Source organism: Streptomyces telluris, assembly GCF_024519335.1.
GTDB classification, from domain to species: Bacteria; Actinomycetota; Actinomycetes; order Streptomycetales; family Streptomycetaceae; genus Streptomyces; species Streptomyces telluris.
In genome coordinates this window covers 16,138-41,519 of the sequence record NZ_JANIID010000009.1, presented here as the reverse complement: position 1 = coordinate 41,519, position 25,382 = coordinate 16,138, and the positions used below count along the sequence as shown (strand labels likewise).

Annotated in this window: 22 protein-coding genes and 1 tRNA gene; 10 read left to right on the top strand and 13 right to left on the bottom strand. The window is 71.1% G+C overall.

What is annotated here, in order from left to right:
• Positions 1-66: 66 nt before the first annotated feature.
• The 5 genes from NQU55_RS12670 to NQU55_RS12650 are packed head-to-tail and all read left to right on the top strand — an operon-like array spanning position 67 to position 4,448.
• Positions 67-546 (top strand): Lrp/AsnC family transcriptional regulator, encoded by a 480-nt coding sequence (locus NQU55_RS12670; RefSeq protein WP_179081051.1) that lies wholly within the window; start codon positions 67-69, stop codon positions 544-546.
• A 46-nt stretch (positions 547-592) separates the two neighbouring features.
• Positions 593-1,240, top strand: a complete 648-nt coding sequence (locus NQU55_RS12665) for an ABC transporter permease subunit (protein WP_168095408.1) — start codon at positions 593-595, stop codon at positions 1,238-1,240.
• Entirely contained in the window at positions 1,233-2,471 is a 1,239-nt protein-coding gene (locus tag NQU55_RS12660) for a betaine/proline/choline family ABC transporter ATP-binding protein (protein ID WP_168095407.1), read from the top strand. The genes NQU55_RS12665 and NQU55_RS12660 overlap by 8 nt, the downstream gene beginning before the upstream one ends.
• Positions 2,468-3,427 (top strand): ABC transporter permease, encoded by a 960-nt coding sequence (locus NQU55_RS12655; RefSeq protein WP_256790548.1) that lies wholly within the window; start codon positions 2,468-2,470, stop codon positions 3,425-3,427. The genes NQU55_RS12660 and NQU55_RS12655 overlap by 4 nt, the downstream gene beginning before the upstream one ends.
• 1 nt (position 3,428) lies before the next feature.
• Positions 3,429-4,448: a glycine betaine ABC transporter substrate-binding protein gene (locus tag NQU55_RS12650; protein ID WP_168095406.1), complete on the top strand. Its 1,020-nt coding sequence runs from the start codon at positions 3,429-3,431 to the stop codon at positions 4,446-4,448.
• A gap of 74 nt (positions 4,449-4,522) precedes the next feature.
• Here the strand turns inward: NQU55_RS12650 and NQU55_RS12645 are convergent, their stop codons facing one another.
• The 7 genes from NQU55_RS12645 to NQU55_RS12615 form a co-directional block, all read right to left on the bottom strand.
• Positions 4,523-5,347 carry a S16 family serine protease gene (locus NQU55_RS12645; RefSeq protein ID WP_168095405.1) on the bottom strand — a complete coding sequence of 275 codons (825 nt, stop codon included), beginning with the start codon at positions 5,345-5,347 and terminating at the stop codon, positions 4,523-4,525.
• A gap of 92 nt (positions 5,348-5,439) precedes the next feature.
• Entirely contained in the window at positions 5,440-6,081 is a 642-nt protein-coding gene (locus tag NQU55_RS12640; protein ID WP_168095404.1) for an IclR family transcriptional regulator, read from the bottom strand.
• A gap of 315 nt (positions 6,082-6,396) precedes the next feature.
• A complete protein-coding gene (locus tag NQU55_RS12635; protein ID WP_256790547.1) occupies positions 6,397-8,184 on the bottom strand; it encodes a DEAD/DEAH box helicase in 1,788 nt (595 codons plus the stop codon).
• A gap of 95 nt (positions 8,185-8,279) precedes the next feature.
• Positions 8,280-9,746, bottom strand: coding sequence for an MFS transporter (locus NQU55_RS12630; protein WP_256790546.1), 1,467 nt, complete (start codon positions 9,744-9,746; stop codon positions 8,280-8,282).
• Between the two features lie 339 nt (positions 9,747-10,085).
• Positions 10,086-11,135, bottom strand: a complete 1,050-nt coding sequence (locus NQU55_RS12625; protein WP_256790545.1) for a YeiH family protein — start codon at positions 11,133-11,135, stop codon at positions 10,086-10,088.
• Positions 11,135-11,689, bottom strand: coding sequence for a cysteine dioxygenase family protein (locus NQU55_RS12620; protein ID WP_168096143.1), 555 nt, complete (start codon positions 11,687-11,689; stop codon positions 11,135-11,137). The genes NQU55_RS12625 and NQU55_RS12620 overlap by 1 nt, the downstream gene beginning before the upstream one ends.
• A 129-nt stretch (positions 11,690-11,818) precedes the next feature.
• Entirely contained in the window at positions 11,819-12,724 is a 906-nt protein-coding gene (locus NQU55_RS12615; protein WP_168096144.1) for a LysR family transcriptional regulator, read from the bottom strand.
• A gap of 97 nt (positions 12,725-12,821) precedes the next feature.
• On the opposite strand from NQU55_RS12615, the gene NQU55_RS12610 reads away from it, so the two are divergent.
• From NQU55_RS12610 to NQU55_RS12600, 3 genes are all read left to right on the top strand, one after another.
• Positions 12,822-13,736, top strand: a complete 915-nt coding sequence (locus NQU55_RS12610; RefSeq protein WP_168096145.1) for an alpha/beta fold hydrolase — start codon at positions 12,822-12,824, stop codon at positions 13,734-13,736.
• A gap of 88 nt (positions 13,737-13,824) precedes the next feature.
• A tRNA-Cys gene (locus NQU55_RS12605) sits at positions 13,825-13,896 on the top strand.
• A gap of 75 nt (positions 13,897-13,971) precedes the next feature.
• On the top strand, positions 13,972-14,385 hold the full coding sequence (locus NQU55_RS12600; protein WP_168096146.1) for a hypothetical protein: 414 nt from the start codon (positions 13,972-13,974) through the stop codon (positions 14,383-14,385).
• Positions 14,386-15,186: 801 nt separating this feature from the next.
• On the opposite strand, the gene NQU55_RS12595 is transcribed toward NQU55_RS12600, so the two are convergent.
• A complete protein-coding gene (locus NQU55_RS12595) occupies positions 15,187-15,942 on the bottom strand; it encodes a GntR family transcriptional regulator (protein WP_256790544.1) in 756 nt (251 codons plus the stop codon).
• Between the two features lie 417 nt (positions 15,943-16,359).
• On the opposite strand from NQU55_RS12595, the gene NQU55_RS12590 reads away from it, so the two are divergent.
• A complete protein-coding gene (locus NQU55_RS12590) occupies positions 16,360-16,635 on the top strand; it encodes a hypothetical protein (protein WP_206329125.1) in 276 nt (91 codons plus the stop codon).
• The gene (locus NQU55_RS12585; protein ID WP_168091991.1) at positions 16,635-16,877 is read left to right on the top strand and encodes a hypothetical protein; all 243 of its coding nucleotides are present in this window, start codon (positions 16,635-16,637) and stop codon (positions 16,875-16,877) included. The genes NQU55_RS12590 and NQU55_RS12585 overlap by 1 nt, the downstream gene beginning before the upstream one ends.
• 89 nt (positions 16,878-16,966) lie before the next feature.
• Here the strand turns inward: NQU55_RS12585 and NQU55_RS12580 are convergent, their stop codons facing one another.
• The 5 genes from NQU55_RS12580 to mycP form a co-directional block, all read right to left on the bottom strand.
• Complete coding sequence (locus NQU55_RS12580) at positions 16,967-17,452, bottom strand: barstar family protein (RefSeq protein ID WP_168092002.1); 486 nt, start codon at positions 17,450-17,452, stop codon at positions 16,967-16,969.
• Positions 17,453-17,996: 544 nt separating this feature from the next.
• Positions 17,997-18,410, bottom strand: coding sequence for an SMI1/KNR4 family protein (locus NQU55_RS12575; protein ID WP_240976223.1), 414 nt, complete (start codon positions 18,408-18,410; stop codon positions 17,997-17,999).
• Between the two features lie 56 nt (positions 18,411-18,466).
• Complete coding sequence (locus NQU55_RS12570; protein ID WP_308402222.1) at positions 18,467-22,822, bottom strand: DUF6531 domain-containing protein; 4,356 nt, start codon at positions 22,820-22,822, stop codon at positions 18,467-18,469.
• Positions 22,819-23,241 carry a WXG100 family type VII secretion target gene (locus NQU55_RS12565; RefSeq protein ID WP_308402221.1) on the bottom strand — a complete coding sequence of 141 codons (423 nt, stop codon included), beginning with the start codon at positions 23,239-23,241 and terminating at the stop codon, positions 22,819-22,821. The genes NQU55_RS12570 and NQU55_RS12565 overlap by 4 nt, the downstream gene beginning before the upstream one ends.
• Positions 23,242-23,427: 186 nt before the next feature.
• Complete coding sequence (gene mycP / locus NQU55_RS12560; RefSeq protein ID WP_206329127.1) at positions 23,428-24,507, bottom strand: type VII secretion-associated serine protease mycosin; 1,080 nt, start codon at positions 24,505-24,507, stop codon at positions 23,428-23,430.
• Positions 24,508-25,382: the final 875 nt, after the last annotated feature.

Here is a 25,382-nt window from a genome sequence, read left to right as displayed (position 1 = left end):
CAGACTGCAGAGCAGAACGCCGGTAACACCGGACGTTCTGTACATGCTGACCACTGGGAGGACCGCATGGCGATCGATCGTTTGGACGGCCGGCTGATCGAGCTGCTGGCCGAGGAGCCGAGGATCGGCGTGCTGGAGGCCTCGCGCCGGCTGGGCGTGGCGCGCGGGACCGTCCAGGCGCGGCTGGACCGGCTGCAGGCGCAGGGCGTCATCCGCGGCTTCGGCCCGGACGTGGACCCGGCGGCGCTGGGCTATCCGGTGACGGCCTTCGCGACGCTGGAGATCAAGCAGGGGCAGGGCGGCGACGTCCGGGCGCACCTCGCGACCGTCCCCGAGGTGCTGGAGCTGCACACCACCACCGGGCGCGGCGACATGCTCTGCCGTCTGGTCGCACGCTCGAACGCCGACCTCCAGCGTGTGATCGACCGGGTTGTGGGTTTTGATGGCATCGTGCGGGCCTCCACGGCGATCGTCATGGAGAACGCCGTGCCGCTGCGGATCATCCCGCTGGTGCAGCAGGCGTCGCAGGCCCCGTACCAGCCCTGAGGTGCTGCGGCCCCGGAGTTCCGGGGCGCGAGAGGGAGGCGAGCGGGTGAGCTTCTGGGAGTACCTGGCCGGCCGCCGCGCCCAGCTGCTGGCGGACGGCTGGCAGCACGCCAGCGCCGTCTTCCAGTGCATGGTCGTCGCGACCGTCCTCGGCGTGGTGATCGGCGTGCTCACCTACCGCAGCGAGTGGGCCGGCAACCTCGCGGTGACCACGACGGCGACCCTGCTCACCATCCCCTCGCTGGCCCTGCTCGGCCTGCTCATCCCGCTCACCGGCCTGGGCGTGGCGCCGACGGTCACGGCGCTCGTGCTCTACGGGCTGCTGCCCATCGTCCGCAACGCGGTGGTGGGGCTGCGGGGCGTGGACCCCTCGCTGGTGGACGCCGCGAAGGGGATCGGGATGTCGCGGGCGGCGCGGCTGGTGCGCATCGAGCTGCCGCTCGCCTGGCCGCCGATCCTCACCGGGATCCGGGTGGCCACCCAGATGCTGATGGGCATCGCGGCGGTGGCCGCGTACGCCTCCGGGCCGGGCCTGGGCAACGAGATCTTCCGCGGCGTCTCGTCGCTGGGCAGCGCCAACGCCCTCAACCAGGTGCTCGCCGGGACGCTCGGGATCATCGTGCTCGCCCTGCTCTTCGACGCGGCGTACGTGCTGATCGGCCGGCTGACCGTCCCGAGGGGGATCCGTGGCTGACGCGCCCGGAGCCACCATCCAGCTGGAGAACCTCACCAAGCGCTACCCGGGCAACCCCGCGCCCGCCGTGGACTGCGTGAACATGGACATCAAGGCCGGGGAGCTGGTGGTCTTCGTGGGCCCGTCCGGCTGCGGCAAGACCACCACCATGAAGATGATCAACCGGCTGATCGAGCCGACGTCCGGCCGCATCCGCATCGACGGCGAGGACGTCACCGGCATCGACCCGGTGCGCCTGCGCCGCAAGATCGGCTACGCCATCCAGGCCTCCGGGCTGTTCCCCCACATGACCGTCGCCCAGAACATCTCGCTCGTCCCGCGCATGACCGGCTGGCCCAAGCGGCGGATCGCCGAGCGGGTGGAGGAGATGCTCGACCTGGTGGGGCTCGACCCCGGCGAGTTCCAGGGCCGCTACCCGCGCCAGCTCTCCGGCGGGCAGCAGCAGCGCGTCGGCGTGGCCCGCGCCCTGGCCGCCGATCCGCCGGTGCTGCTGATGGACGAGCCGTTCGGCGCGGTCGACCCGATCACCCGCGACCACCTCCAGGACGAGCTGATCCGGCTGCAGCACGAGCTGCACAAGACGATCGTCTTCGTCACCCACGACTTCGACGAGGCCATCAAGCTCGGCGACCGGATCGCCGTGCTCCGCGAGCGCTCGCACATCGCCCAGTTCGACACCCCCGAGGCCATCCTCACCAACCCCGCCGACGACTTCGTCTCCGGCTTCGTGGGGGCGGGCGCGGCGCTCAAGCGGCTCAACCTCACGCGCGTACGGGACGTGGGCGTCGTCGACTTCCCCACCGCCACCGTCGACGACCCCCTCCAGACCATCTTCGAACGGCTGCGCCGCGGCACCACCAACGAGGTGCTGCTGCTGGACCGCCACCACCGCCCGTACAAATGGCTCCGCCGCGGCGACCTGATGCGCGCCCAGGGCTCCCTCGCCCGCGCCGGCACCCTCGTGCACGACACCGTCACCCGCGACGCGACGCTGCGCGACGCCCTGGAGGCCGTCCTCGTCGACAACGCGGGCCGGGTGCCCGTCACCGGGCGGCGCGGCCGCTACGAGGGGGTCGTCGACATGGAGACCCTCATGAACTCCGTGCACGAACTGCTGGAGGAGGACCGGCTCGACGCCGTCGAACACCAGCACCTGCTGGAGGAACAGCGCGCCCAGCAGGTGCTGGAGGAACAGGAGGGCACGACCGACGCGCCGGAGGAGCTGGCGTGACGGGCGGGTGGCCGGGCGGGCGGGCCCGTCGGCCGGACGGCCCCGACGAGGCGGAGGGCGTCGCCTTCCGCAACGACGTACAGCCGCGGGCGGCGGGCGTGGACGCGGACAGCGGGCGGCCGGGCCCCGCGGACGCCGGCGCGGGCCCCGTACCGCCGGAGGCTGCGGGCGCGGATGCCGGCGGCCCGCTCAGGTCTCCCCCGCCCGCCGTGCGCCCCGCCCGGCGCATCACCCGGCGCAAGCTGCTCCTGCGGCCCTGCTTCCTGCTCGTCCTGCTGCTGGCCACCTGGCTGTGGTTCCGCGGCGCCGGACTGGACTCCGTCGCCCGCAACTCCATCGCCGACGGCAACGTCTGGCTGCGCCTGCGCCAGCACATCGTCCTCACCGTGGTCTCCACCTTCTTCGTCCTGATCATCGCCATCCCGCTGGGCATCCTGCTCACCCGGCGCCGGCTGCGCCCCGCCGCGCCCGCCGCCATCGCCGTCGCCAACGTCGGCCAGGCCACCCCCGCGATCGGCCTGCTGGCGCTCCTGGTGATCTGGCTGGGCATCGGCATGCAGGCGGCGCTCGTCGGCATGGTCGTCTACGCGGTGCTGCCCGTCCTCGCCAACACCGTCGCGGGGCTGCGCGCCATCGACCCGACCCTGGTGGAGGCCGCGCGCGGCATCGGCATGTCCGCCACCGGGGTGCTGGGCCGGGTCGAACTGCCGCTGGCCGTGCCGCTGATCCTCGCGGGCGTACGGACCGCGCTCGTCCTCAACGTGGGCACGGCGACGCTCGCCTACTTCGGCGGGGGCGGCGGGCTCGGCGACCTGATCGCCTCGGGCATCACCAACCAGCGGATGCCGGTGCTCGTCCTGGGGTCGGTGCTGACCGTGGCGCTCGCGCTGCTCGTGGACTGGATGGCGTCCCTGGCCGAGCTGCTGCTGCGGCCGCGCGGCCTGGAGGCCTCCTGAGATGGCGGGGCGGCAGGCGGCCCGGGGGCGCGGAGCCGGGCGGCGCGCAGCGGTCCGGGCGGCGGCGCCGGCGCTCGCCCTCGCCCTCCTGGCCTGCCTCACCGGCGGCTGCGGGCTGACCAGCGGCTCCCCCATGGCCGACGGGGTCCGCCCCGGTTCGATCGGCCGGGGCCTGCCGCTCAAGGGCGCGGACCTGACGGTCACGTCCAAGAGCTTCAGCGAGAACATCGTGCTCGGCCAGATCATGGGCCTGGCCTTCCAGGCCGCCGGGGCGAAGGTCCTGGACCGCACCAACATCCAGGGCTCGGTCGGGGCCCGCGAGGCGGTCCGGTCCGGTGAGGCGGACGCCATGTACGAGTACACGGGCACCGCCTGGATCACGTACCTCGGCCACGACCGGCCCATCCCCGACCCCGCGCGGCAGTGGCGGGCCGTCGCCGACGCCGACGCGCGCAACGGCCTCACCTGGCTCGCGCCCGCCGCCCTCGACAACACCTACGCGCTGGCGGTGAACCGGGCCGACGCGCGCAAGTACGGCACCCGCACCCTCTCGGACGTGGCCGCGCTGTCGCGGCGGAACCCGCGGGCGGTGACGCTGTGCGTGGAGAGCGAGTTCGCCGCGCGCGACGACGGCCTGCAGGGCATGGCCAAGGCCTACGGGATGGACGTGCCCGCCTCCCGCGTCCAGAAGATGGACGGCGGCATCATCTACACCCAGGTCTCCGGGGGCGGCTCCTGCACCTTCGGCGAGGTCTTCACCACCGACGGCCGCATCGCGGCGATGCGGCTCGTCGTCATGGACGACGACAAGCACTTCTTCCCCAACTACAACGCCGCGCCGGAGATCAACAGCGGCACGCTGCGCGAGCACCCGGCGATCAGGGACGTGCTGGACCCCATCACGGCGCGGCTCGACGACGACGTGGCGCGGCAGCTCAACGCGAGGGTGGACGTGGACGGGCAGGACCCGCACGAGGTCGCGAAGGAGTGGCTGCTGAAGGAGGGGTTCATCAGCAAGTAGGCGGCAGGACGGGCCGGTGGACGGGCACGGGGCGACCGGGCGGGGTCAGCAGGTGGGGGGTCAGCAGGGCGGGGTCAGCAGGTGGGGACGTTGTCCTCGTCCCCGGCCCGCAGCGCGCGCAGCGACGTGACCGCGTCCTGCAGCTTCTCCACGGGGATCAGCTGCAGCCCCTTGGGCAGGTTGGCCTCGGCGGCCGAGCACTCGGCCTTCGGGACGAGGAAGACCGTCGCGCCGTCGCGCCGGGCCGCCTGCGTCTTCAGCGGCACGCCGCCGACCTGGCCGACCGTGCCGTCCGCGTCGATCGTGCCCGTGCCCGCGATGGTCCGCCCGCCGGTGAGGTCGCCGCCGCGGCCGTCGCCGTCGACCTTGTCGATGATCCCGAGGGTGAAGAGGAGGCCCGCGCTCGGGCCGCCCACGTCGGCCAGGCTGAGGCCGACCTTCAGCTCGTCCGGCGAGCGGTGCAGGTAGCGCAGGGCGGCGTCCGTGGCGGCGTCCTGCGACTTCTTCATCTCCGCCTTGTTGTGGGCGTCGACCTCCTCGTCGGAGTCGCCGACGGGGTAGACGGCGTCGTGCGGCATCACGGCCCGGTCCGTACGGTTCCAGCCGCTGATCACGTCGCCCAGGTCCACGTCGACGCGCGGGCCCGTCACCACGATCGTCGTCATGCGCAGCTGGCCCGTCGTCCTACGGGCCTGCGCGCCCTGGATCTCGATGACCGGTCTGCCCTCGTGCGTGCCGAGCACGTCCACCGTCGAACCCGGCTGTGCGACCGAGAACGGCAGCGGCACGAAGGGGACCGAGGCGAGCAGGGCGACGACGGGCACGGCACAGACGGCGAGGGTCCGGGCGCGGCGGGACCGGGCGGGCGTGGTCGAAGCGGGCGTGGTCGGAGCGGGCATGCAGCGAATCTAGTTCACGTGCGTCCCTTCCGTGACATGTGCCCTCGCCGGGCGAGGCGCGGCGAGGGCGGGGGACGGCCGGGCCGGCCGTATCACCTCAGGGCGTCGGCGACCTCCTTGGCCGCCTCCACCACGCGGGGCCCGACGCGGTCGGGGATCGTGTCCGTGAGCATCACCACCCCCACGCTGCCCTCGATCCCCAGGACGCCGAGCAGGGGCGCCGCCGCGCCGCTCGCGCCGGCCTCCAGCTCGCCGTGCGTGAGGGCGTAGCCGGGGCCGTCGCTCTCGCCGCGGCGGGCGGCGAGTATGGCGCGGCCCGCCGCACCCCGGTCCAGGGGGTGGCGGAAGCCCGCGCGGTAGGCCACGTGGTAGTCCGTCCACGTCGGCTCGACGACGGCCACCGCGAGCGCCTCGGTGCCGTCGACGAGCGTCAGGTGGGCGGTGGCCCCGATGTCCTCCGCCAGGGAGCGCAGGGCGGGCAGGGCCGCCTCGCGCACCAGCGGGTGCACCTGCCGGCCGAGCCGCAGCACCCCGAGGCCCACCCGGGCCCGGCCGCCGATGTCGCGGCGGACGAGTGCGTGCTGCTCCAGCGTGGCCAGCAGGCGGTAGACCACGGTGCGGTTGACCCCGAGCCGGGTGGACAGCTCGGTGACGGTCAGGCCGTGGTCGGTGTCGGCGAGCAGTTTGAGGACACGCAGTCCTCTGTCGAGCGTCTGCGAGGTCTCCGCGGTCACGACGCCCCTCCTCCGATGTATGGCGGCTCTCGTCGGGTGGGGTGCGCCGCCGTCCCGTCCGGCAGCGCGCGAGGAGAGGCCGCCGGCGGCTTGTCGCTTCTTGCTGCGCTTCATGCGCTACTTGCGCTTCTTGCACCGGCTGCGCTCCGCGGCGGCGCTGCCACGGGGCGTGTGCGTGACCGGAACCGTAGCGCCGCCGGTCCGCTCAGCGGAAGAGTCTGCCCGCGATCCGGTCAGGCGGAGGCGGAATGACGAATATCGGGGCCGGTGTCCCATCATGCGGACACCGGCCCCTGCTGCTTCGCTTACAGCCCGCTACTTCATGCGCGTGGCCCACTCGCGCACCTTCTTGATGCGCTCGTTGAGCTGCCCGGCCGTCGCCTCCGCGCTCGGCGGGCCGCCGCACACGCGGCGGAGTTCGGTGTGGATGACGCCGTGGGGCTTGCCGCTCTGGTGGACGTAGGCGCCCACCAGGGTGTTGAGCTGCTTGCGCAGTTCGAGGAGCTCCTTGTGGGTGACCACCGGGCGGCGCTCCGCGGGCAGTTCGAGGAGGTCCGCCTCGGCGTCCGGGCGCTTGCGGCTGTGGGCGATCTGGCGGGCCTGCCGCTTCTGCAGCAGCAGCTCCACCTGCTCGGGCTCCAGCAGGCCGGGGATGCCGAGGTAGTCCTGCTCCTCCTCGCTGCCGGCGTGCGCCTGCATGCCGAACTCGGCGTTGTTGTAGAGGACCCGGTCGAAGACCGCGTCGGACTCGAGCGCCTCGAAGGAGAGTTGGTCGTCGCTGCCGGTGTCCTCGTCCTGCTGTCGCTCCGCCTCGGCGAGGAGCTTGTCCTCCTCGGCGTAGGGGTCCTCCTCGCCCTCCTTCTTGGGCTTGTCGAGGACGTGGTCGCGCTCGACCTCCATCTCGTTGGCGAAGGTCAGCAGGTTGGGGACGGTCGGCAGGAAGACGGAGGCGGTCTCGCCGCGCCGGCGCGAGCGCACGAAGCGGCCCACGGCCTGCGCGAAGAACAGCGGCGTGGAGATCGTCGTGGCGTAGACGCCGACGGCGAGGCGGGGCACGTCCACGCCCTCGGACACCATGCGGACGGCGACCATCCAGCGGTCGTCGCCCTGCGCGAAGTCGTCGATGCGCTGGGAGGCGCCGCTGTCGTCGGACAGCACGAGCGTGGCGCCCTCGCCGGTGATCTCGCGGATCAGCTTGGCGTAGGCGCGGGCGGACTCCTGGTCGGAGGCGATCACGAGGGCGCCCGCGTCCGGGATGGACTTGCGCACCTCGGTCAGGCGGCGGTCGGCGGCCCGCAGCACGTTCGGCATCCAGTCGCCGCGCGGGTCGAGCGCCGTGCGCCACGCCTGGGAGACGGCGTCCTTGGTCATCGGCTCGCCGAGGCGGGCCTCCAGCTCGTCCCCCGCCTTGGTGCGCCAGCGCATGTTGCCGCTGTAGGAGAGGAAGATGACCGGGCGGACGACGCCGTCGGAGAGGGCGTTGCCGTATCCGTACGTGTAGTCGGCGGAGGAGCGGCGGATGCCGTCGTTGCCCTCCTCGTACGTGACGAACGGGATGGGGTTGGTGTCGGAGCGGAAGGGCGTGCCGGTCAGGCACAGGCGGCGCGTCGCCGGCTCGAAGGCCTCCTGGCAGGCCTCGCCCCAGGAGCGGGAGTCGCCGGCGTGGTGGATCTCGTCGAGGATGACGAGGGTCTTGCGCTGCTCGCTGCGGTTGCGGTGGAGCATGGGGCGCACGCCCACGCCGGCGTAGGTCACGGCGACGCCGTGGTACTCGCGGCCGAGGGGGCCGGCGCTGTACTCCGGGTCGAGCTTGATGCCTATCCGGGCCGCCGCTTCGGCCCACTGCTTCTTCAGGTGCTCGGTCGGGGCGACGACGGTCACCTGCTGGACCACGTGGTGGTGCAGCAGCCAGGAGGCCAGGGTGAGGGCGAAGGTCGTCTTGCCGGCGCCCGGGGTGGCCACGGCGAGGAAGTCTCGGGGCTGCTCCTGGACGTACTTCTCCATGGCGCCCTGCTGCCAGGCGCGGAGCTTGTTCGCGGTACCCCAAGGGGCCCGGCCGGGGAAAGCAGGGGAGAGATGGTGGTTGGTGGTGGTGGTAGTCACGGTCTCCGTCTGGGGGCGCCCCCGGCACTGGCCGGGGGAGGGTCGGCAGTCGGCAACCGCGTCAGCCTACCGGTGCCGGGGTTCACGCTCCGGGGTTATGCCCCGGGGTCACCCGAGGGTGGGACCGAGGTCACACGGCGGCCGGCGGCGTCGCGCGGGGCGAGCCGGGTGGCGACGTACGCGCCCACCAGCGCGAACGCCGAGGCCGCCGCGAAGACCGCCGCGAAGGCGTGCGCCGGGGCGGCCGCGCCGGCCGTCGCCGCGCTCGCCGAGCCGCCGCCGAAGGAGACGAAGAGCACTCCGGCGAGCCCGACCAGGACGATGCTGCCGAGCGCGTCGGCCGTCTGCAGCGAGGCCGCGTTGGTGCCCTCCTCGCCGGGCCGGGACAGCTTCAGCAGCAGCACCGCCCCGCTGGAGATCGTCAGCCCCATCCCGTAGCCGCCGATCACCCAGGACGCGCCCGCCACCCACACCGGCACGCCGTGCACCAGCACCGCCGACATCAGCGCGACGGCCAGCGCCACCAGCACCATGCCGAGGCTCATCAGCCGCTCGCGGTACGGCTCGGCCCGGCGGCGGCTCTGGGTGTACGAACCGAGCGCCCAGGTCAGGCCGCCGCCGGTGAGCGAGAGCCCGGCGAGGGTCGCGGACAGGCCGCGCTCGGTGACGAGCATCAGCGGGATGAACGTCTCGGCCGCCAGGAACGAGCCCTGCGCGATGCCGCGCAGCAGCACGACCGACGGCAGCCCGCGGGCCGCGCGGAAGGTGCCGCGCGGCAGCAGGCGCCGGATGCAGGGCGCCAGCAGGGCCAGCCCGGCCGCGGCCGGCACGGCGGCGAGGGGGCGCAGGTCCTGGCCCGCGTACTGCAGCAGCCCCGCGCCGGCCGCGACCGCGAGCGCCAGCAGGATGCGGCGGCGGTCCGGCGTCCCCGGCGCGACGGCGGGCGGCAGGGCGCGCAGCGCCGGCAGCATCACGGCCAGCGGCAGCAGGATCAGCACGGGGATCGCCAGGAACACCCAGCGCCAGCCTGCCTGCTCGGTGACGGTGCCGGCCACCAGCGGGCCGACGATCACCGGCACCACCCAGGCGGCGGAGAACGAGGCCATGACGGAGGCCCGCAGCCGCTCCGGATAGGCCCGGCCGACCACCACGTACAGCGCGACGATCACCAGTCCGCCGCCGATGCCCTGCACCCCGCGCCCGGCGACGAACATCCACATGCGCTGCGCCGACCCGGCGATCACCAGGCCGGTGCCGAAGGCGGCGATGCCGGTGAAGAGGGGGACGAGGGGGCCGGAGCGGTCGCACCACTCCCCCGACAGGGTCATCGCGAACAGACTCGCGGTGAAGAAGGCGGAGAAGGCGAAGGCGTAGAGCCCGATGCCGTCGAGGGCACGGGCGGCGACCGGCATCGCGGTGTTGACCGCGCTCGATTCGAAGGCGATGAGCGAGACGACGGAGATGATGCCGAGGGTCAGCGCACGGTGGCGGCGGCCCAGGATGCCCTCGGCCCGGCCGGTCGCGGGGGTGGCCTGCGGGGCCACGGATTCGGCTGCGGTCATATTGAATGAGCGTACGGACGGAGTCCGCTTCGGGCGCCTGCCGGGGGGACGAGATCGGGTCGGACTTGGGTCGTAGGCGGGGCGGCGGCGGGGCACCGGCGGGAGCGGGCGCCCCGGGCCGGGGCCGGGGCTTCCGGACGGAGCCGGACCCCGCTCCGGGCAGGGCCCGGGAATGCCCTCCGCCGCGACGGCGCGCGACCCCCGCGGCGAGGGGCCGGCGGAATCCGTACCGGCGCAATCCGTACGAGCTGCCACCGCGGCGGAGCCGTAGCCGCACACGGCGCGAAGCCGCACCCCCGGCCCGTCCGCAAGGCACGCTCACTACGCGACGCGCACGCGTCACGTAGTGAGCAGCACGCCCCCGTACGAAGCCCCCGCGATCACGACCCACGAGCACAGCCCCAGCGCCGCGACGCGCCCGCCGGTGCGGACCAGCGAGGGCAGGTGGACGGCGCTGCCGAGACCGAAGAGGGCGGCGGCGAGGAGCAGCTCCTGGGCGTGCGCGGCGAGGTCCAGTCCGGCGGCCGGCACCCAGCCGGTGGTGCGGACGCCGACCATGGCGAGGAACCCGAGCACGAAGAGGGGGACGAGCGGGGGCCGTTTGCCCGAGGCCTTCACCGGGCTCCGGCGCCGCTTGCGCACCGACACGGCCACCGCGGCGACGAGCGGCGCGAGCAGCGCCACCCGCATCAGCTTGACCAGCACGGCGTCGGTGAGCGCCGCGGGCCCGGCGGTCTGCGCCGTGGCCACGACCTGGCCGACGTCGTGGACGCCCGCGCCGACCCAGCGGCCGAACTGGGCGTCGTCCAGGCCGAGGGGGTGGTGCAGGAGCGGCAGGACGGCGATGGCGAGAGTGCCGCAGAGGGTCACCAGGGCGACGGACGTCGCCACGTCCTCCTCGTCGCTGCCGGAGACCTCGCTGACCGCGCCGATCGCCGAGGCGCCGCAGATCGAGTAGCCGGTGGCGATGAGCAGGGGCTGGTCCCCGCGGAGGCCCAGCCTGCGCCCGAGCCAGAGCGTGCCCGCGAAGGTGGCCGCCACGACGGCGATCACCATGGCGACGGTGGCCCAGCCGAGGCCGAGGACGTCGTCGAGGCCGAGCTTGAGCCCGAGCAGGACCACGCCGATCCGCATGAGCCGCTTGCCGGCCAGGGTGAGGCCGGGCCGGGCGGCGCCGCGCACCCATGCCCGTACGCCCGGGGTGTGCGCCGCGGCGATGCCGAGGACGACGGCGGCGGTGAGCATGGGGACGGCGGGGACGAGCAGGTGCACGGTCCAGGCGACGGCGACGCCCGCGGCGGCGGTGGCGAGGCCGGGGAGCGGCCCGGGGGCGGGCCGCGCCGGTGTGCTCGTGGGGACGCGGTCGGTACGGGGGGTGAGGAGTGCCATCAGATTTCGTCGGCCGGGAGGTCGTAGACGCGGCGCACGCTGGAGCCCAGGCGGGAGATGTCGGCGCCGTAGATGTGGAGGGAGATCGCCTTGGTCGTACAGGCGTTGCGGACGCGGTGGATGTCGCCGGGCGGCGCGAAGCCGCACACGTCCCCCTGGTGGTTGACGACGTCCTCGGTGGCGACCAGGCGGGCGGTCGTGCCGTCGGGCACGAGCCGGTAGCGGCGCTCGCTCTCGGTGCCCTCGTGGACGCCGGTGACGCACCAGGAGACGTGGTCGTGGACGGAGGTCTGCTGGCCGGGCATCCACACGAGCGCGACGACGGAGAAGCTGCCGTCGTGCTCGGCGTGCAGGATGTGCTGCCGGTAGCGGTCGGGGTCGCCCTCGCGTTGCCCGGTGGTGAGCAGGTCGCCGGCGCCGAGGTGGGCGGCGAGCCGCTCGCCGACGATGTAGGCCGTCGTGTCGGGCGGCAGGCCACGGCCTACGGCTTCCCGGACGTCGTCGACGAGCTGGGCGAGGCGGGCCGTCGTCGGGGCTGCGGTGGGAGTGGTCATGAGTGCAGGGTCGAGGCGGGCGGACCGGCGGGTCCAACGACAGTCTGTTGGCCGGAACCCAACGGGAGCTTATGAGTTGGGCCGACCTCGGGCCGGTTCCGGGCCGGTCCCGGGCCGGTCCCGGGCCGGTCAGCAGCCGACGCGCCGGGCCGCCACCGCCTTCAGCTCCTCCAGCACGAGGGCGGTGGCCGGGATCCGCAGGTGGTCGCGCAGCACGTACGCCGAGACCTGGCGGCGCGAGGCGGGGTCCAGCGCCCGCCCCGTGATCCGGTCGTGGCGCATGAAGGACAGCACTAGGCCCGGCATCATCGCGATGCCCAGGCCCTCGGCGACCAGGGACTGCACGACGAGGTTGTCGTCGGTGGTGAAGGCGATGTCGGGGGCGAAGCCGACTTCGGCGCACTCGTGGAGGAAGTTGGTGCGGCAGCGCAGGCAGCCGGCGATCCAGCGCTCCTCGGAGAGGTCGGCGAGCTGGACGGCGCGGCGGCGGGCGAGGGGGTGCCCTATGGGCATCAGGACCGTCAGCTGGTCCTCCATGAGCGGTATCTCCACCAGCTCCTCGGGGACCTGTTCGTGCAGGCCGGGATAGGTGAAGGCGAGGGTGATGTCGCACTCGCCGCGCACGAGGCGGCGGATCGAGTCGGGCGGCTCGCCCTCCAGCAGCTCGACGCGGATGCCCGGGTGGTCGGCGGCGAGCCGGGCCAGCGCCTCCGGTATCAGCGTGGCGCTCGCGCTGGGGAAGGCGCAGACCCTGACCCGCCCGGCGCGCAGCCGGGTCAGCGAACTCATCTGCTGCTGCGCGGCCGTGAGGGTGTCGAGGATGGTCTCGGCGTGCCGGGAGAGGGCCTCCCCGGCCTCGGTGAGCCGCATCCGGCGGCCGACGCGGGTGAACAGCGGGGTGCCGACGGAGCGCTCCAGCGCCTTCATCTGCTGGGTGATCGCGGGCTGGGTGTAGCCGAGCACGCGGGCGGCCGCGGAGTACGACCCGGCCGTGACCACCGCGTGGAACGTCTTGATGTGCCGCGAGTCGAACACGCCGGAATCATAAGCGGAATTTGGGATAGCGGGGAGAGAAGCGAGGGGTAGCTTCTGGATCACCGGGATTTGCGGACAGATAGGGCAAGGTGGACTTATGCCGTGTTACACATCGTACGACGGAGTGGAACTGAGCTACCGGGTGCTGGAGGGACCGGAGCCCGGGGCGCCGCTGCTGTGCCTGGCCGGCGGCCCCGGCAGGGACGCCGCCTACCTGGGCGACCTCGGCGGGCTGGACGCCCACCGCACCCTCGTCATCCCCGACAGCCGCGGCACGGGCGCCTCGCCGCCCGCCCCCGACGCCGCCGGCTACGCCTTCCCCGCCCTCGCCGAGGACCTCGAATCCCTCCGCGCCCACCTCGGCCTGGAAGCCTTCGCCCTGCTGGCCCACGACGCCGCGTGCGCCACGGCCCAGGCCTACGCGGCGCTCTACGGCCACCGCCTCACCCGGCTCGTCCTCGTCACCCCCGGATCACGGCTCCAGGGCCGGCTCCCCGACGACGCCGAGGAGATCTTCGAGTCCCGCGCGGAGGAACCCTGGTGGCCGGACGCGTACGTGGCCGTCCACACCCTCCCGACCGCCACCGACATGAACGAGGTCCGCAGCCTGCTCCTGCGCGCCGCCCCCATGGCCTACGGCCGCTGGGACGCCCCCCAGCGCACCCACGCCGCCACCGAACCCGCCCAGCTCGGCCCCGTCCCCCGCGCCGGCTTCTGGCAGGGCGTCGACGAACCGGCCCGCACCGCCCTCCTCGACCGCCTCCCCGAGGTCACCTGCCCCGTCCTCGTCATCACCGGCGACCGCGACGCCCTCGCGGGCCTGCGCGCGGGCGAACTCGTCGCCACCTCCTTCCGCACGGCGTCCGTCCGCACCCTCCACGGCGTGGGCCACTACCCGTGGGTCGACGAGCCCGACCTGTTCCGCCCGGTGGTCGAGTCCTTCCTGACCCGGGGGCACGACCCGGAGGCGCACGAGGGCGACGGGACCGGCGGGGTCGGCGGCGGCGCGTGAACGCGGCATGGCGGTCACGTTGCAGCGCCCACGAAACCGTTGATGCGCCCACGGGCACCCCGTACGGTGAAACCACAGAGCACAACTTGGCCGTGTGCCCGAGTGGTTGAGGGACTCGCCTGCAAAGCGAGTTACGCCGGTTCGATTCCGGTCACGGCCTCTGGCCGGCGTATTGACGCTGACCTGCGGAGCTTAAGATCGTCCTTCGGACAACGGGGAGGGGCGAGCACCGCCGATGACCAACGGACACCGCGGACTGCTCGGCCTGACGACACTCCTCGTCGCGGGCCAGACGCTGATGATCGGGCTGTACTGCTTCCTGTTCGCGCCGATGTACTTCCAGGGGATAGACCCCGAGGACGAGGAGTCCGGAGGCCCCCCCGAAACCGCCCTCGCCTGGACGGCGGCTGCCATGACCCTGGGACTCGTCGTCGTGGCGGCGAACATCTGGAGCTGCCGCGGCATGGCACGCGCCGTCCAGGACCGGATTTCCGCCGCCCGGAGGCTGACGGCGGCAGGAACCGTACAAGCCGCGGTGGTTGCGGGCGCCATCAGATTCGACTGGCTGTTCGCGGTCGTGGCATCCATTGCCGTCCTGCTGTTGCTACTGGCCTGCCGGGCCTTGGACCGCAGGACGTTCGGCACCTGACCCTGCGTAGCGCCGGCGCCGTCGGCTACCTCGCGTACCGGCATCTCCAGCCCGGCGAACCCAGCTGGCCTGAGGACACGCCCGCCTACGGCGTATCCGCCGGAGGAACCCCCTGAGAGCGGCGCGACCGGGCAGGTCGCGTCCCCTCACCGCGGCACCGCGGTGGGCGGCTCCGGTCATCCGGCTATAGGTGCCGGGCAGGGGCAGCCTTTGCTAGCTTGATTCATGCGGGCCGGTCACCCGGCCCTTGCAGGCCCCCGCCACGGAGGGACAGTCCGCGACGAGGGCCCCCGAAAATGATCGGACGGCGCGTGACCGTCAGTCCTCAGTGTCTGTGAGGACTGACGGTCACCGTCCGGTCAGCCACCTCCCCAGCTCGCGGAGAACCGCGTAGACCCGCTCACGAAGTGGTTTCTTCCGGTGGCGTCCCACAGGCGCCCCCTCCCTACTGCGCACCCTGTCCGGGGGTGCCCCGGAGGACGCCCGCACCGGGCGCCCTGCGAGCGTCCGGGGGGTTCCGCATCCTCGTGGGAGGGGGCGCACCAGGTGCGCCACAGGCCACACTACCCATTCAGTGGCGGCGAGTTGAGCGATTCACCGGCGACAGCATCAGTTCTAGCCGGCGCCAATCGGCTCACTCCTTGGTGTCCGCCTCGGCGGCCCTGACGGCCGCCTCGGGCCCCGCGGAATCCACAGCCTCCGGCGGGCGAGTCCGGCGACCGACGCCCGGGTCCCGGGCACTGCCGCCTCGCTCCCCGCCGAGACCGCTACCCGCAAGCCGTAAGGCGCGGCTGACAGCCTTCAGGAACCGAACGACACGTCGTAGACGATCTCGCACAGGGCGGTCGGCACGACGATGTCCGCCGTCTCGACAGCCCGGCCGCCGTCGCTGTAGTACGTGCGCTGAATCCGCGTCACCAGCGCGCCCTTCTGGATGCCGAGGAGGTTGGCCTCCTCGGCATCCGCATGTCCGGGCTCCGGCCGCTCCGCGGCACGGGTGACCTTGATCCCGACCTCGGCCATCCGCCGCACCACGCCTTCACCGGCCAGCGGACCGGCCTCGGGCATCACGACGAGCGAGCCCGCGGTGATGCTGTACGGCTCCCAACTGGTGGACAGCTGCACCGGCTTGTCGTTGGCCAGGTACTCGTACGTGGTGCGCACGCAGTAGTCGCCCTCGGGAATGCCGAGCCGGGCCGCGATGTCCGCCGGGGCCGGCACCATGGCGTCCGACCGACTCTCCCACGTGGCCCGCTTGCCCAGGGCCGCCATGTCCGCCTCGAACGCCGAACCACTGGTCCGCTCACGCTCGGGGGACCGGACTACGCGCACGCGCTCGCGGGGTTCGGCGACGTAGGTGCCCGAGCCGGCACGTCCGGTCAGAACACCCTCCGCGATGAGCTTCTCCTGGGCACGACGGACGATGCCGTCCGTCACGCCGCACTCTTCAGCCAGCTGGGCGCGAGAAGGGAGTCGCTCGCCCGGCGTCCACTCCTGGTCTTCGATGCGCTTCCGAAGCTCATCAGCGAAACGGAGGTAAGGGGCCTGCTCATGCATATGCAGAATCTAGGGCCCTTACCTCACTCTGGGATCCTAGACTCAGTCTGGTCATCCAGTTTATGCTTCTAGGCGCGCCCCTGCGCCCAGCGTAGGGGTGATGGAGGGGTGCGTTGCGTTGTGCCCACATCCTGAAGTCCGTGTCGACGCCATCGCTGCACGACTCTCCGGCGCCGGCTTTGCCCCAAGGGTCACCGCCCACCAGACCTACGCACACATCGACATGGAGGTGCCGGATCCACTCCCTATCGAGTCCTGGCGCGAGCTCTTCGCGGCGCTGGCCATAGGGGACGGGTGGGGAGTCGTCATCGACAGCAAAAGCGGCCGGTTGGCGTGGGCCGCTGTGAACAGACAGACCCCCGCGGCAGTAGCCGCTGCCCGGGGGCGTGGCCGACAGCTTTGAAGGAGCAGATCAGCGTGTTCGAGCATATCCGCCGAGCCGTCACATGGACCAGGCAGCTATTGGCGCCCACCACGCCGCGGGAGCATCCGGCAACGGAGGTGACGTCGTCACCGCCCAAGCCCCCGCACCAACCCTCGTGGCATCAGGACCTGACCCACGCCGAGGAGACCAGCCTCGTCCGCCTGTACGTACTGACCGGCGGAGAACAAGCCCGCCTACGACTCCAGCAGCGCTGGCACCCCCTCCCGACCGGCCGGTACGGGCACCAGCAGATGGCGGAGGCCTGCTGATGATCGCGAGCGCCGCCACCCACACCTTCACCTCCGTCAAAGTCACCAGCGACACCATGGAGCCGGGAGACGTCATCGCCATCGGCAACGTGCCGTTCAGGGTGCTGGACGTGACGGAGGTGGGCCGCATGAAGGCGGTCCGCTTCCAATCCGGAGAACTGATCTACATGCACCCCGCGACGGAAGTCTCGGCCGTACGAGCCATCCCGACCCAGAACGCGCCCCAGAAGCACCCGCACTAAGCCCGCCAACCAGCCCGGCCGGGACACCACCCGGCCGGGCTGGTGCCACGGGACCGACTTGAAGGACCCAAGCCCTTCACCTCAGCCCGTCATTCGGTCGGCAGTTTGGTCTCACTCTCCATCCGAGTCAGCGCGGCTCGAAGGGGCCTGGCCTGGTCCGGCTCGCACAGGAGCAGCACCGTGAAGGGGATCGCGACGCCGCCGGGCTTCATGTGCGGATTGCGCCAATGCTCCACGACCTCTTTCAAGACCGATAGGAACCCAGCCAAGTCCTCCGGGACTCCCGAGAGCAGGCTTGACGAGTTCTCGATCACGACGAGATATCGATCGGCGCGCGTCCAGTGGAGGTCGCGCAGACAGTCCGAGAGTGCTCGCCAGTTCCACCCGAAGTAGTCGGGAAACTTGAACTGATCCCAGAACTGCTCGAAGACGCCGTCAGCGTCGGCCATCTTCGCGCCGTCCAGGCGCCCGACGTACGTTGCCCCGGCCGGGGGAAGAAAGTCCGCGAGCACCCCAACCGCCGTCCGCGGCAGCACATGCAACCAAGGCCCGCTCACACTCCAAAGCCGAGGCATGCCCGCCACCACCCGCATCCTTCCCTACCGACTCCGATCCCGGATTCCATAGAATTCAAAAATTGCGGCACGCTGCTCTTCGACACTCACAACGTCCTCAGGACTGGCGGGAGCAAGGATGTCCACCGTTTCCTCATTGACTGTTTTCGACGCATGATCAACGGTATAGACGTACCTACCGGCCGTCATCTGAGCCTGCATCCCAGAGTTGAGCACATCGCGACGCGCTCCCTGACAGCACAGCAGGAGCCCGTCCTGCTCCAAATCCAAGAGGCAGGCGAACAGGCTATCCCCCGAATACACGATGCCTTGGCCGCCACCCCCTCCTCTGAAAGCAGTCAGCCTGCAGGGGCGAGACTCAGAAGGTTCTACGCTCGCAACCTCAACCAACTCACCGTTGCGCACACAGTCGACCTTCATACGGACGCTCACGAGGTTCCTTCATGGTGGAGATTCAGGGGCGGCTTGGGCACCGCTATGCCTTCAGGCGACCTCATCCAGGAACGTCCACCTCGGCTCCCCGGACCGACCACAGCGCGCCAGGTCAGTCTCGGTACCAGTCCTCACCGCCGCTCTCCAGGCACCTGACGACGTACTGCTCCAAAGTCTCTGCGACCACGCGCCGCTCATCGGTCTCGTGATCCCATACGACCACCTCGCTGCGATCCGGGTTACGGAAAAACGCGAATTGATCACCTCCGCCGTTATCGCCGAAGAACAGCAGGGAATCAAATGAAGCATAGAGCTCAGCAAACGAAGGGTTCACCCGGAAGGCCGAATTATCATCAACGATACGTTCCGCAGACCACACCAGGTCGGTGCCGAACTTATCCATCACACCGTTGACCTCAAGGAGGAGGCCCTCCAGATCCCCAGGAACATTCTGGCGAAGGATTCCCTCAATCGCATCTACCGCCGAGCGACTCGCGGCAGGGCTGGTTTCACCTTCGGGGTTCATGCTCAGAATCAATTCCCGCCACATACCATCTCCAAAAACCTCGGACCGATCAACTGCTAACGAACACGCGGCGTGAACCAGTGGCCGACCTTGTCGTCCACGCGAGTAGCATAGTCCAGTACCTCCTGCCGCGTAGGGTTGGGGTGAGACTCATAGAACCGATTCCACAGGATCCGGATCTCACTCAAATGGACCGAATTATTCACGGCCCCCTTCGGGATCCCCCGAAGATTCTCAACAGAATGCATCTCATTTGGCGTAAAAAGCCCAGGATACCTGTTCAGCACCTGCTGTTCAATAGCGTGATGAACCACTACCTTCCCCGCGAGACCAGGGTTGGCCGCGAAGAAGTTCTCCTTATATTTATTCGTCGGTGAATAGCCGACAGATGCCGGCCGACGCGTCGGAATATCCATTCCGCTCTGCGGTGCCGTTTGCGGGCACCCCGGCGCCAGCCCATGGGGGTCGACGGCACTCCAAGGGTTCGAAACATAGGCGTGGTGATTGGGCGCTGGCAAGAGCCCAAGAGGATCCGGCGTGGCGTAGCAAGCCGGCTCCGGGTCGTAGTAGCGGAAGTAGTTGTAGTGCAGGCCGGTTTCCGGGTCGTGGTACTGGCCCGGGAAGCGCAGGGGGCACTCCATGCCCTTGTCCGGCGCAGGTGCCGGGAGGCGAGCGCCCCACAGGGTGGTGCGCTGTTGCCAGGCCAGATCGCCCGCCGGCGTGACCAGTTCCGTTGGACTGCCGACCGCGTCCGTGACGACGGCGTGGAAGTGGGTGCCAAAGTCCCGTTCGGGGCCGCCCTCTGCGAAATCCGAAATCAGAGACTTGCCAGCCGACCGGACCAGCAGCGTACGGTCCGTCTGCGTCAGAGGGCGGTGCGTACCCGGGGCGTAGTCCCAGGTCGTGGTCCTGCCATCAGCGGTCGTCTGCTCCGCCAGCCTCGTGTCATCCCATGAGAAAAACGTTTCCTCAGCAGTCTCGCTGTTCTCCAGCGCGCGATGCTTCGCTATGCGGCGGCCCAGCGGGTCGTATGTGTACTGCCAGCGCTCCCCCTCCGGCGTCACCGCTTCGCGGAGGCGGTCCTCCGTGTCCCAGGCGTACGTCCACGTGCGTGCCTGGCCATTGAGGAGCTTGTGGGTTTTGCGGGTGAGGCGGCCTTGGGCGTCGTGTTCGTACGACGTGCGGCCCGCGCGGCGGATCAGGGTGCCCTCGAAGTCGCGCTCGCCGGGCGCGGCGTGGGCCGGGGCCTCGGCATTCGTGACGTTCCCGGCGCCATCGTAGGCGTACCGCTCCGTCCAGCCGTGGGCGCTGACCGCCGTCACGCGGCCGGTCGGCGTGAGGTCGAAGCGACGGGTTCCGGAGGTCAGTTCGCGGATCTCGGTGAGGTAGCCGTCCTCACGGTAGGCGTACTCGCGGTGCTGCAGGAGGCGCTCGGCGCCCCGGATCACCTGGGTCGTGAGACGGTCGTTGACGTCCCACTCCTGCGTGAGCATCGTGCCCTCGCCCAGACGGCGCCCCGTCTCGCGGCCGGCCGCGTCGTAGGCGAACGTCAGCCCGCCCGCATCGCCGCGGAGTACCGCCGGGCGGCCCGCCGCGTCGTACGTCCATTCCGAGGTGAGACCGGACGGAGTGACGCGTCGCGTCCGGCGGCCCAGCGCGTCGTACGTGTAGGTGACCGTCCTGCCGTTCACCGTCTCCGACAGGACGCGGCCCAGCGCGTCCCGCTCGTAGGCGAGCTCCGCGTCCGCGTTCACCGCACGCAGCAGGCTGCCTGCCGCGTCGTAGGCGTAGGTCGTCGTCGCATCGGCGTCGTCCCCGCGCTGTTCCGTCACGCGGCCCAGCAGGTCGCGGGTGAAGCGGAGGGTTTCGCCGGCACCGTTCGTCCGGGTGGCCAATCCGCCCGCCGCGTCGTGCGCATAGGTGAGCGTGCGGCCGTTGAAGTCCGTCTCGGACGTGACGCGGCCGACGGCGTCGTAGTCGTAGGACCACGTCAGGCCTTGCGGGTTCGTGACCCCCGTCAGGCGCAGCTCCGTGTCGTACGCGAAGGCGTACGTCGTGCCGTCGGGATCCGTACGGGACAAGGGGAGGTCGAAGGGGCCCGCGGCGTGACGAGTGGTGTTGCCTGCGGGGTCGGTGTGGGCGAGGAGGTTGCCTTCGCCGTCCCAGGTCCAGGTTTCGGCGGTGCCGTCCGGGTACTCGCGGCGGCTCGGCCTGCCCTCCGTCGTCCAGGCGGTGCGTGTGGTGCGGCCCAGCGGATCGGTGGCCTCGGCGATGCGCCCGAACGGGTCGCGCCGGACCGTGGTCCGGTGGCCGAGCGGGTCGGTGAGGGTGACGGGGAGACCGGCCGCGTCACAGGCGACGTGAGAGGTGTGGCCGAGCGCATCGGTCACCGCGGACAGATGGCCCAGCTCGTCGTAGCCGTAGCGCGTCTGGGCGCCCGTCGGGTCCGTGGTGGCGAGGAGGTTGCCGCGGGCGTCGTACGCGTGGCGCCACGTCGCGCCGCCCGGCTCCGTGATCTCCGTGGGCCTGCACAGGTCGTTGTAGTCCGCCGAGGCCGTCGAGCCGTCCGGCAGGGTGATCCGGGCGAGGTTGCCCGCCTCGTCGTACGCGTAGCGGGTGGTGCGGCCCAGCGGGTCCGTCACCGAGAGGCGGCTCGTTGCCGTGGCGTCCCAGGTGGTGATGGTCGTGTGGCCGAGCGCGTCCGTCTCTTCCGTGACGAGGGCGTCGGCGTTGTAGCGGTAGGTGCGCTCGTGGCCGAGGGAGTCCGTGACCGTCGTCGTACGGGACGGAGCATCGTATGACAGCGAGCCCGAGAGGAAGCCGTCGGTGCCGTCCGTGCGGACCACGCGCCCGTCCGCGTCGTACGTGTAGCCGTACGACGTGCCGTTGCGGTCGGTCCAAGAGGTTATTCGGCCCTCAGCGTCGTACGTGAAACGCAGGGGCTTACCGCTGGAGTTGGTGACCTCCGTCAGGTTGCCCGCGTCGTCGTAGCCGTACTGGACGAGGACGGTGCCGCGGCCGGGGGCGTGGGCCGGCTCGTACGGAGACGGGGGCTCGTCGAGGAGGCGCAGGCCCGTGACGCGGGCGCCTGCCGCCCCGACGACGGCTGTCTCGATGACGGCCGTCTCCACGGCCACGTGGTAGCCGCCCGAGTGACGGATCGCAGTGGGCGTGCCGGTGGCCGTGCGCTCGATGTCGATGCGGGCGCCGTTGCGGTCCTCCACGGACAGCAGCGGAAGTTGGAGGATCCCCGGTTCCTCGGTCGGGACCACGCCCCCGAAGGTGCGGGTGACCCCGGCCTGCGGGTCGGTGATGGTCATCAGGCCGCCGGGCCTGCCGTCCCAGGTCAGGGGCCAGCGCGGGCCCTTGACCGGGAGCACGGGCTCGCCCGGGGCCGGTATCGGATAGACCAGTCGCGTGCCGTCGGCCGCCGCGTAGACGACGCCGTGGGCGTCGATCTGGACTCGTTCGTCGAAGGTGGAGGCCCAGGTCGGGCCGAACCAGGCGCCTGCCCGGTACGAGGAGAGGTGGGTGCGGCCGATGACGAGGGGCAGGGAACCGGGCAGGGTGACGTCCGTGGCCGGCAGGAGCATGGCGCCGGTGGCGACGTCGATGGGGTCCAGGGCGCACTCGATGTTGACCGGGAGTCGGGCGGCCTGGGCGAGTTCGACGTCCATCGGGCGGATGCCCGTGAAGAGGTTGCGGTAGCCGCCCGCGGCACCGGCGTTCTTCGCGATGCTGCCGAAGCCGCCGAACATGCCGCCGTAGAGCATGCCGTCGTTGGCCGCGGCGCCCGCCTCGGTCAGGTTGATGCCGTCCTGCCGACCCTGCGCGATCTTGATGGGCTGGGCGACCGCCAGGTTGACCGTGACCGACTCCAGACCGCCGAACGCCGCCGCGGCCAGCGTCACGCCCGCCACCTCCGCCACCGTCGTGGACACGACGATGCCGAGCGCGGCCCCCGCCTCCACGATCGCGGTCGCCGCTCCGGCGGCCGGGCCGGCGAGGGCGCCGCCGGTGGCCACGGCGATGGTGACGGCCGCTCCAAGGACTACGAGATCCTCAATGATCTTGTCCCAGAGGGCATCCATCGCCTTGTCGATGGCTTTGGCGAGCTTCTCCAGCCCGTCCGCCATCTTCTTCGCCGATTCGGCGAGGTCGTGCAGCCAGCCGTCCTGCGAGCCCTTGGCGTAGCGGTGCCAGAAGACCTCGAAGGCCTCGATCGCCTCACCCTTGTTGTTGTGGATGAGGGAGGTGGCCTGGTTGTTGACCGGCGTGCGGATCGCTTCGACCCTGCCCGCGAACGTACGCCAGGCCTTGGCCGCCTTACGGAGCTTGTCCGCGTCGCCATCCGGCCAGTACAGGCCCATGTAGTCGACGAGGAAGTTCTGGACCTTGTGCTTGACGCTCACTTACCGGCCTTGCCGGAGCCGCCGCCCTGGTCGCCCTGAGAGCCCTGGGAGCCCTGGGAGCCCTGGACTCCCTTCTTCGAGAACATCCCGGCGATCAGCTTGTCGTTCTCGACGTGGCCGTCGGACATGTCGGCCATAGCCTCGTGAATGCTCGCCAGGCCGGCGACCAGGATCTTCGTCGCGTCCTCGACCTTCGCACGGGCAGGCTTGTACGACTCCCCGAACGCCCGGCCCTGATCGTCTGCGCCCCACGGCGCGCCGAGGCCGTCGAGCGTCGTGGTCAGCTCCGACAACGCTTCGCGCAGCTTGCCGCTGTGCTCACTGAACACCGGGGCCGCGGACTTCAGATCCGCGGTCTTGATGTCCAGGATCTTGCCGTCACCACCGCCCGGGCCGCCGCCCATCGCTGCCTCCCCCACCGAGGTACCGCACCGGTCGCGGTCACGGCCACGGTCACTCTGGCGTCATCCATCGCCCGGTATCGCCGAGGCCACATAATCGCACGCCGGTTCCGCGAATGTGATTTCGACACGCTGGTCAGGGTGCTTGATCGGACGCTGTGTCACAGCCTGCTGGCATAGGAGGATTTGGGGGCTGCCCGAACCTCACCAGGGTCGACGCGCGGCGTTGCGGCGGCGGGCGAGGAGGATCGGGGTGGTGACGGCCGCGCCCACCAGGACGGCTGCCCCGGCACCGAGGGCGATCCATTTCGCTGGGCTGCCGCTGCCGCTGCCGCTCCCGGCTGCACTGACCGCCGAATCCTTCGGGGCGCCTTCGGCGGCGGGCTTGGCGCCGTCACCCTTCGGGTCCTGCACCGGGGTCGGCCCCGGAAGAGGGTTCACGTCGGCCGGGCCCGGGTCACCCGGGTCCTTGAGGGCGATGCGGGGGCGGACGGCGCCGTAGCCTACGTAGTCGTTGCGCTTTTCAGCCGTGCCGGTGCCGCCGGCGGTGTTGATGAGGACGCGGGTTACTTGGTTGGCGGTCCAGGTGGGGTGGACGGACCAGATTAGGGCGGCGGAGGCGGCGGCGATGGCAGAGGCGTCACTAGTTCCGTCGCTCTGACAGGTGCCAGTGCGGCCTGGGCAGGCTGCGACCATGCCCACGCCTGGTGCAGCGAGGTCGACTTGAGGGCCATGCTGCGACCACTTCGCGGAAGCACCCTCCTGATCGAGTGCAGCCACGCCGATGACCCCGGAGGCAGCGGATGGGTACTCCACCGCGTTTCCCTTGTCGCCGGTGTTGCCGACCGAGGCGAAGATCATCTTTCCCTTGCTCAGGGCGTAGGCGATGGCCTTCTCTTCTTCCGCGCTCCGTCCCGGGCTGCCTCGCGAGATGTTGATGATCCTGGCATTCGAGTCCGCTGCATAACGGAGCGCTTCGACCATCGCAGTCGAGTCCTCATGGAAGTTCTTCCCATCCACACGGATAGGGAGGATCTTCGCTCCAGGGGCAAGGCCGTAAGCCCCAAGATCACCTCCTCTCTTGCCGGTCCCGGCGATGAGGGCAGCCATTCCTGTGCCGTGGCCTCTGGGGTCCGTGTGGGCATCACCCGACTCACCCGAGAGGTTCTTCCCTTCGAGTACCTGCCCTTGCAAATCAGGCAGGCGTGCATCCACTCCCGAGTCGATCACGGCCACCGTGACCCCTGTGCCGGTGCTGGTCTCCCACATGTCCTCCGCATGCATGACGTCTAGATGCCACTGGTGGGAGCGAATGGTGTCGGCATGGGCCGGTGAGGCCGAGGCGACGACCAACGAGGCGAAGACGGCGACGGCCGTTCCCGCCCATGCCCCCCGTACGGCACGGGCACTATGCATCAGGATGTCCTCTACTCGATGACTGGCGGCACAACACGCTTGCCGTCCTGATTCCAGGACTCCTCGTCCTCGACAAGGTAGTCGGGACGTCGATCACCGGACCGCCGCTCGGAAGCGGCGGCACTCCCACCTGACGCGGGCATGAACCCGCCCATCATGCCGGGCCTTACGGAAGCGCTACCGCGGCTCTTCCCCGCAGTACCGCCATGGACCAGCCCCGTACCCCCTGGAGTGAAAGCCGCACCAACGCCTCTGCCCGATCTTTGTCCCGGACGGCCCCCGACGACTCCACCAGGCTCCGTTGCCCTGGCCCGGCCAACTCCGGATCCGGGGCCGCTGGTCGCAGGCCCGGGCACCCCGCCGAAGCCCGCGCCTGGGGCCAGGGAAGGGTGAGTCTGCCCCTGTCGCTGGGATGGCTCCGCCCCGAAGGCCGGAACCCGGCCCGGGTTCTGCGTCGGCATAGACGACCGGCGCGGCGTGGGGCGGCCACCAACGATGCCGTCGTGTGGCGTGTTCGGCACTCGGCTGCCCGAGCGACGATTGACGCCAGTCTCCGAGCCTGGTCCTGGGATCCTGGGTGTCGGCTGCGCCCCTCGATCAGGGATCAGCTCTCCAGGTCGGCGACCTGAATCGGGTCCTCGGCCAGCCCCCGGCCAACTGGGCACAGGGATGTGCGGGACAGGAATCTGCGGCTTCGTAGCATCCGGCGGGGTTACAGGGAGGCGATCCGGCTGTGGAACCGG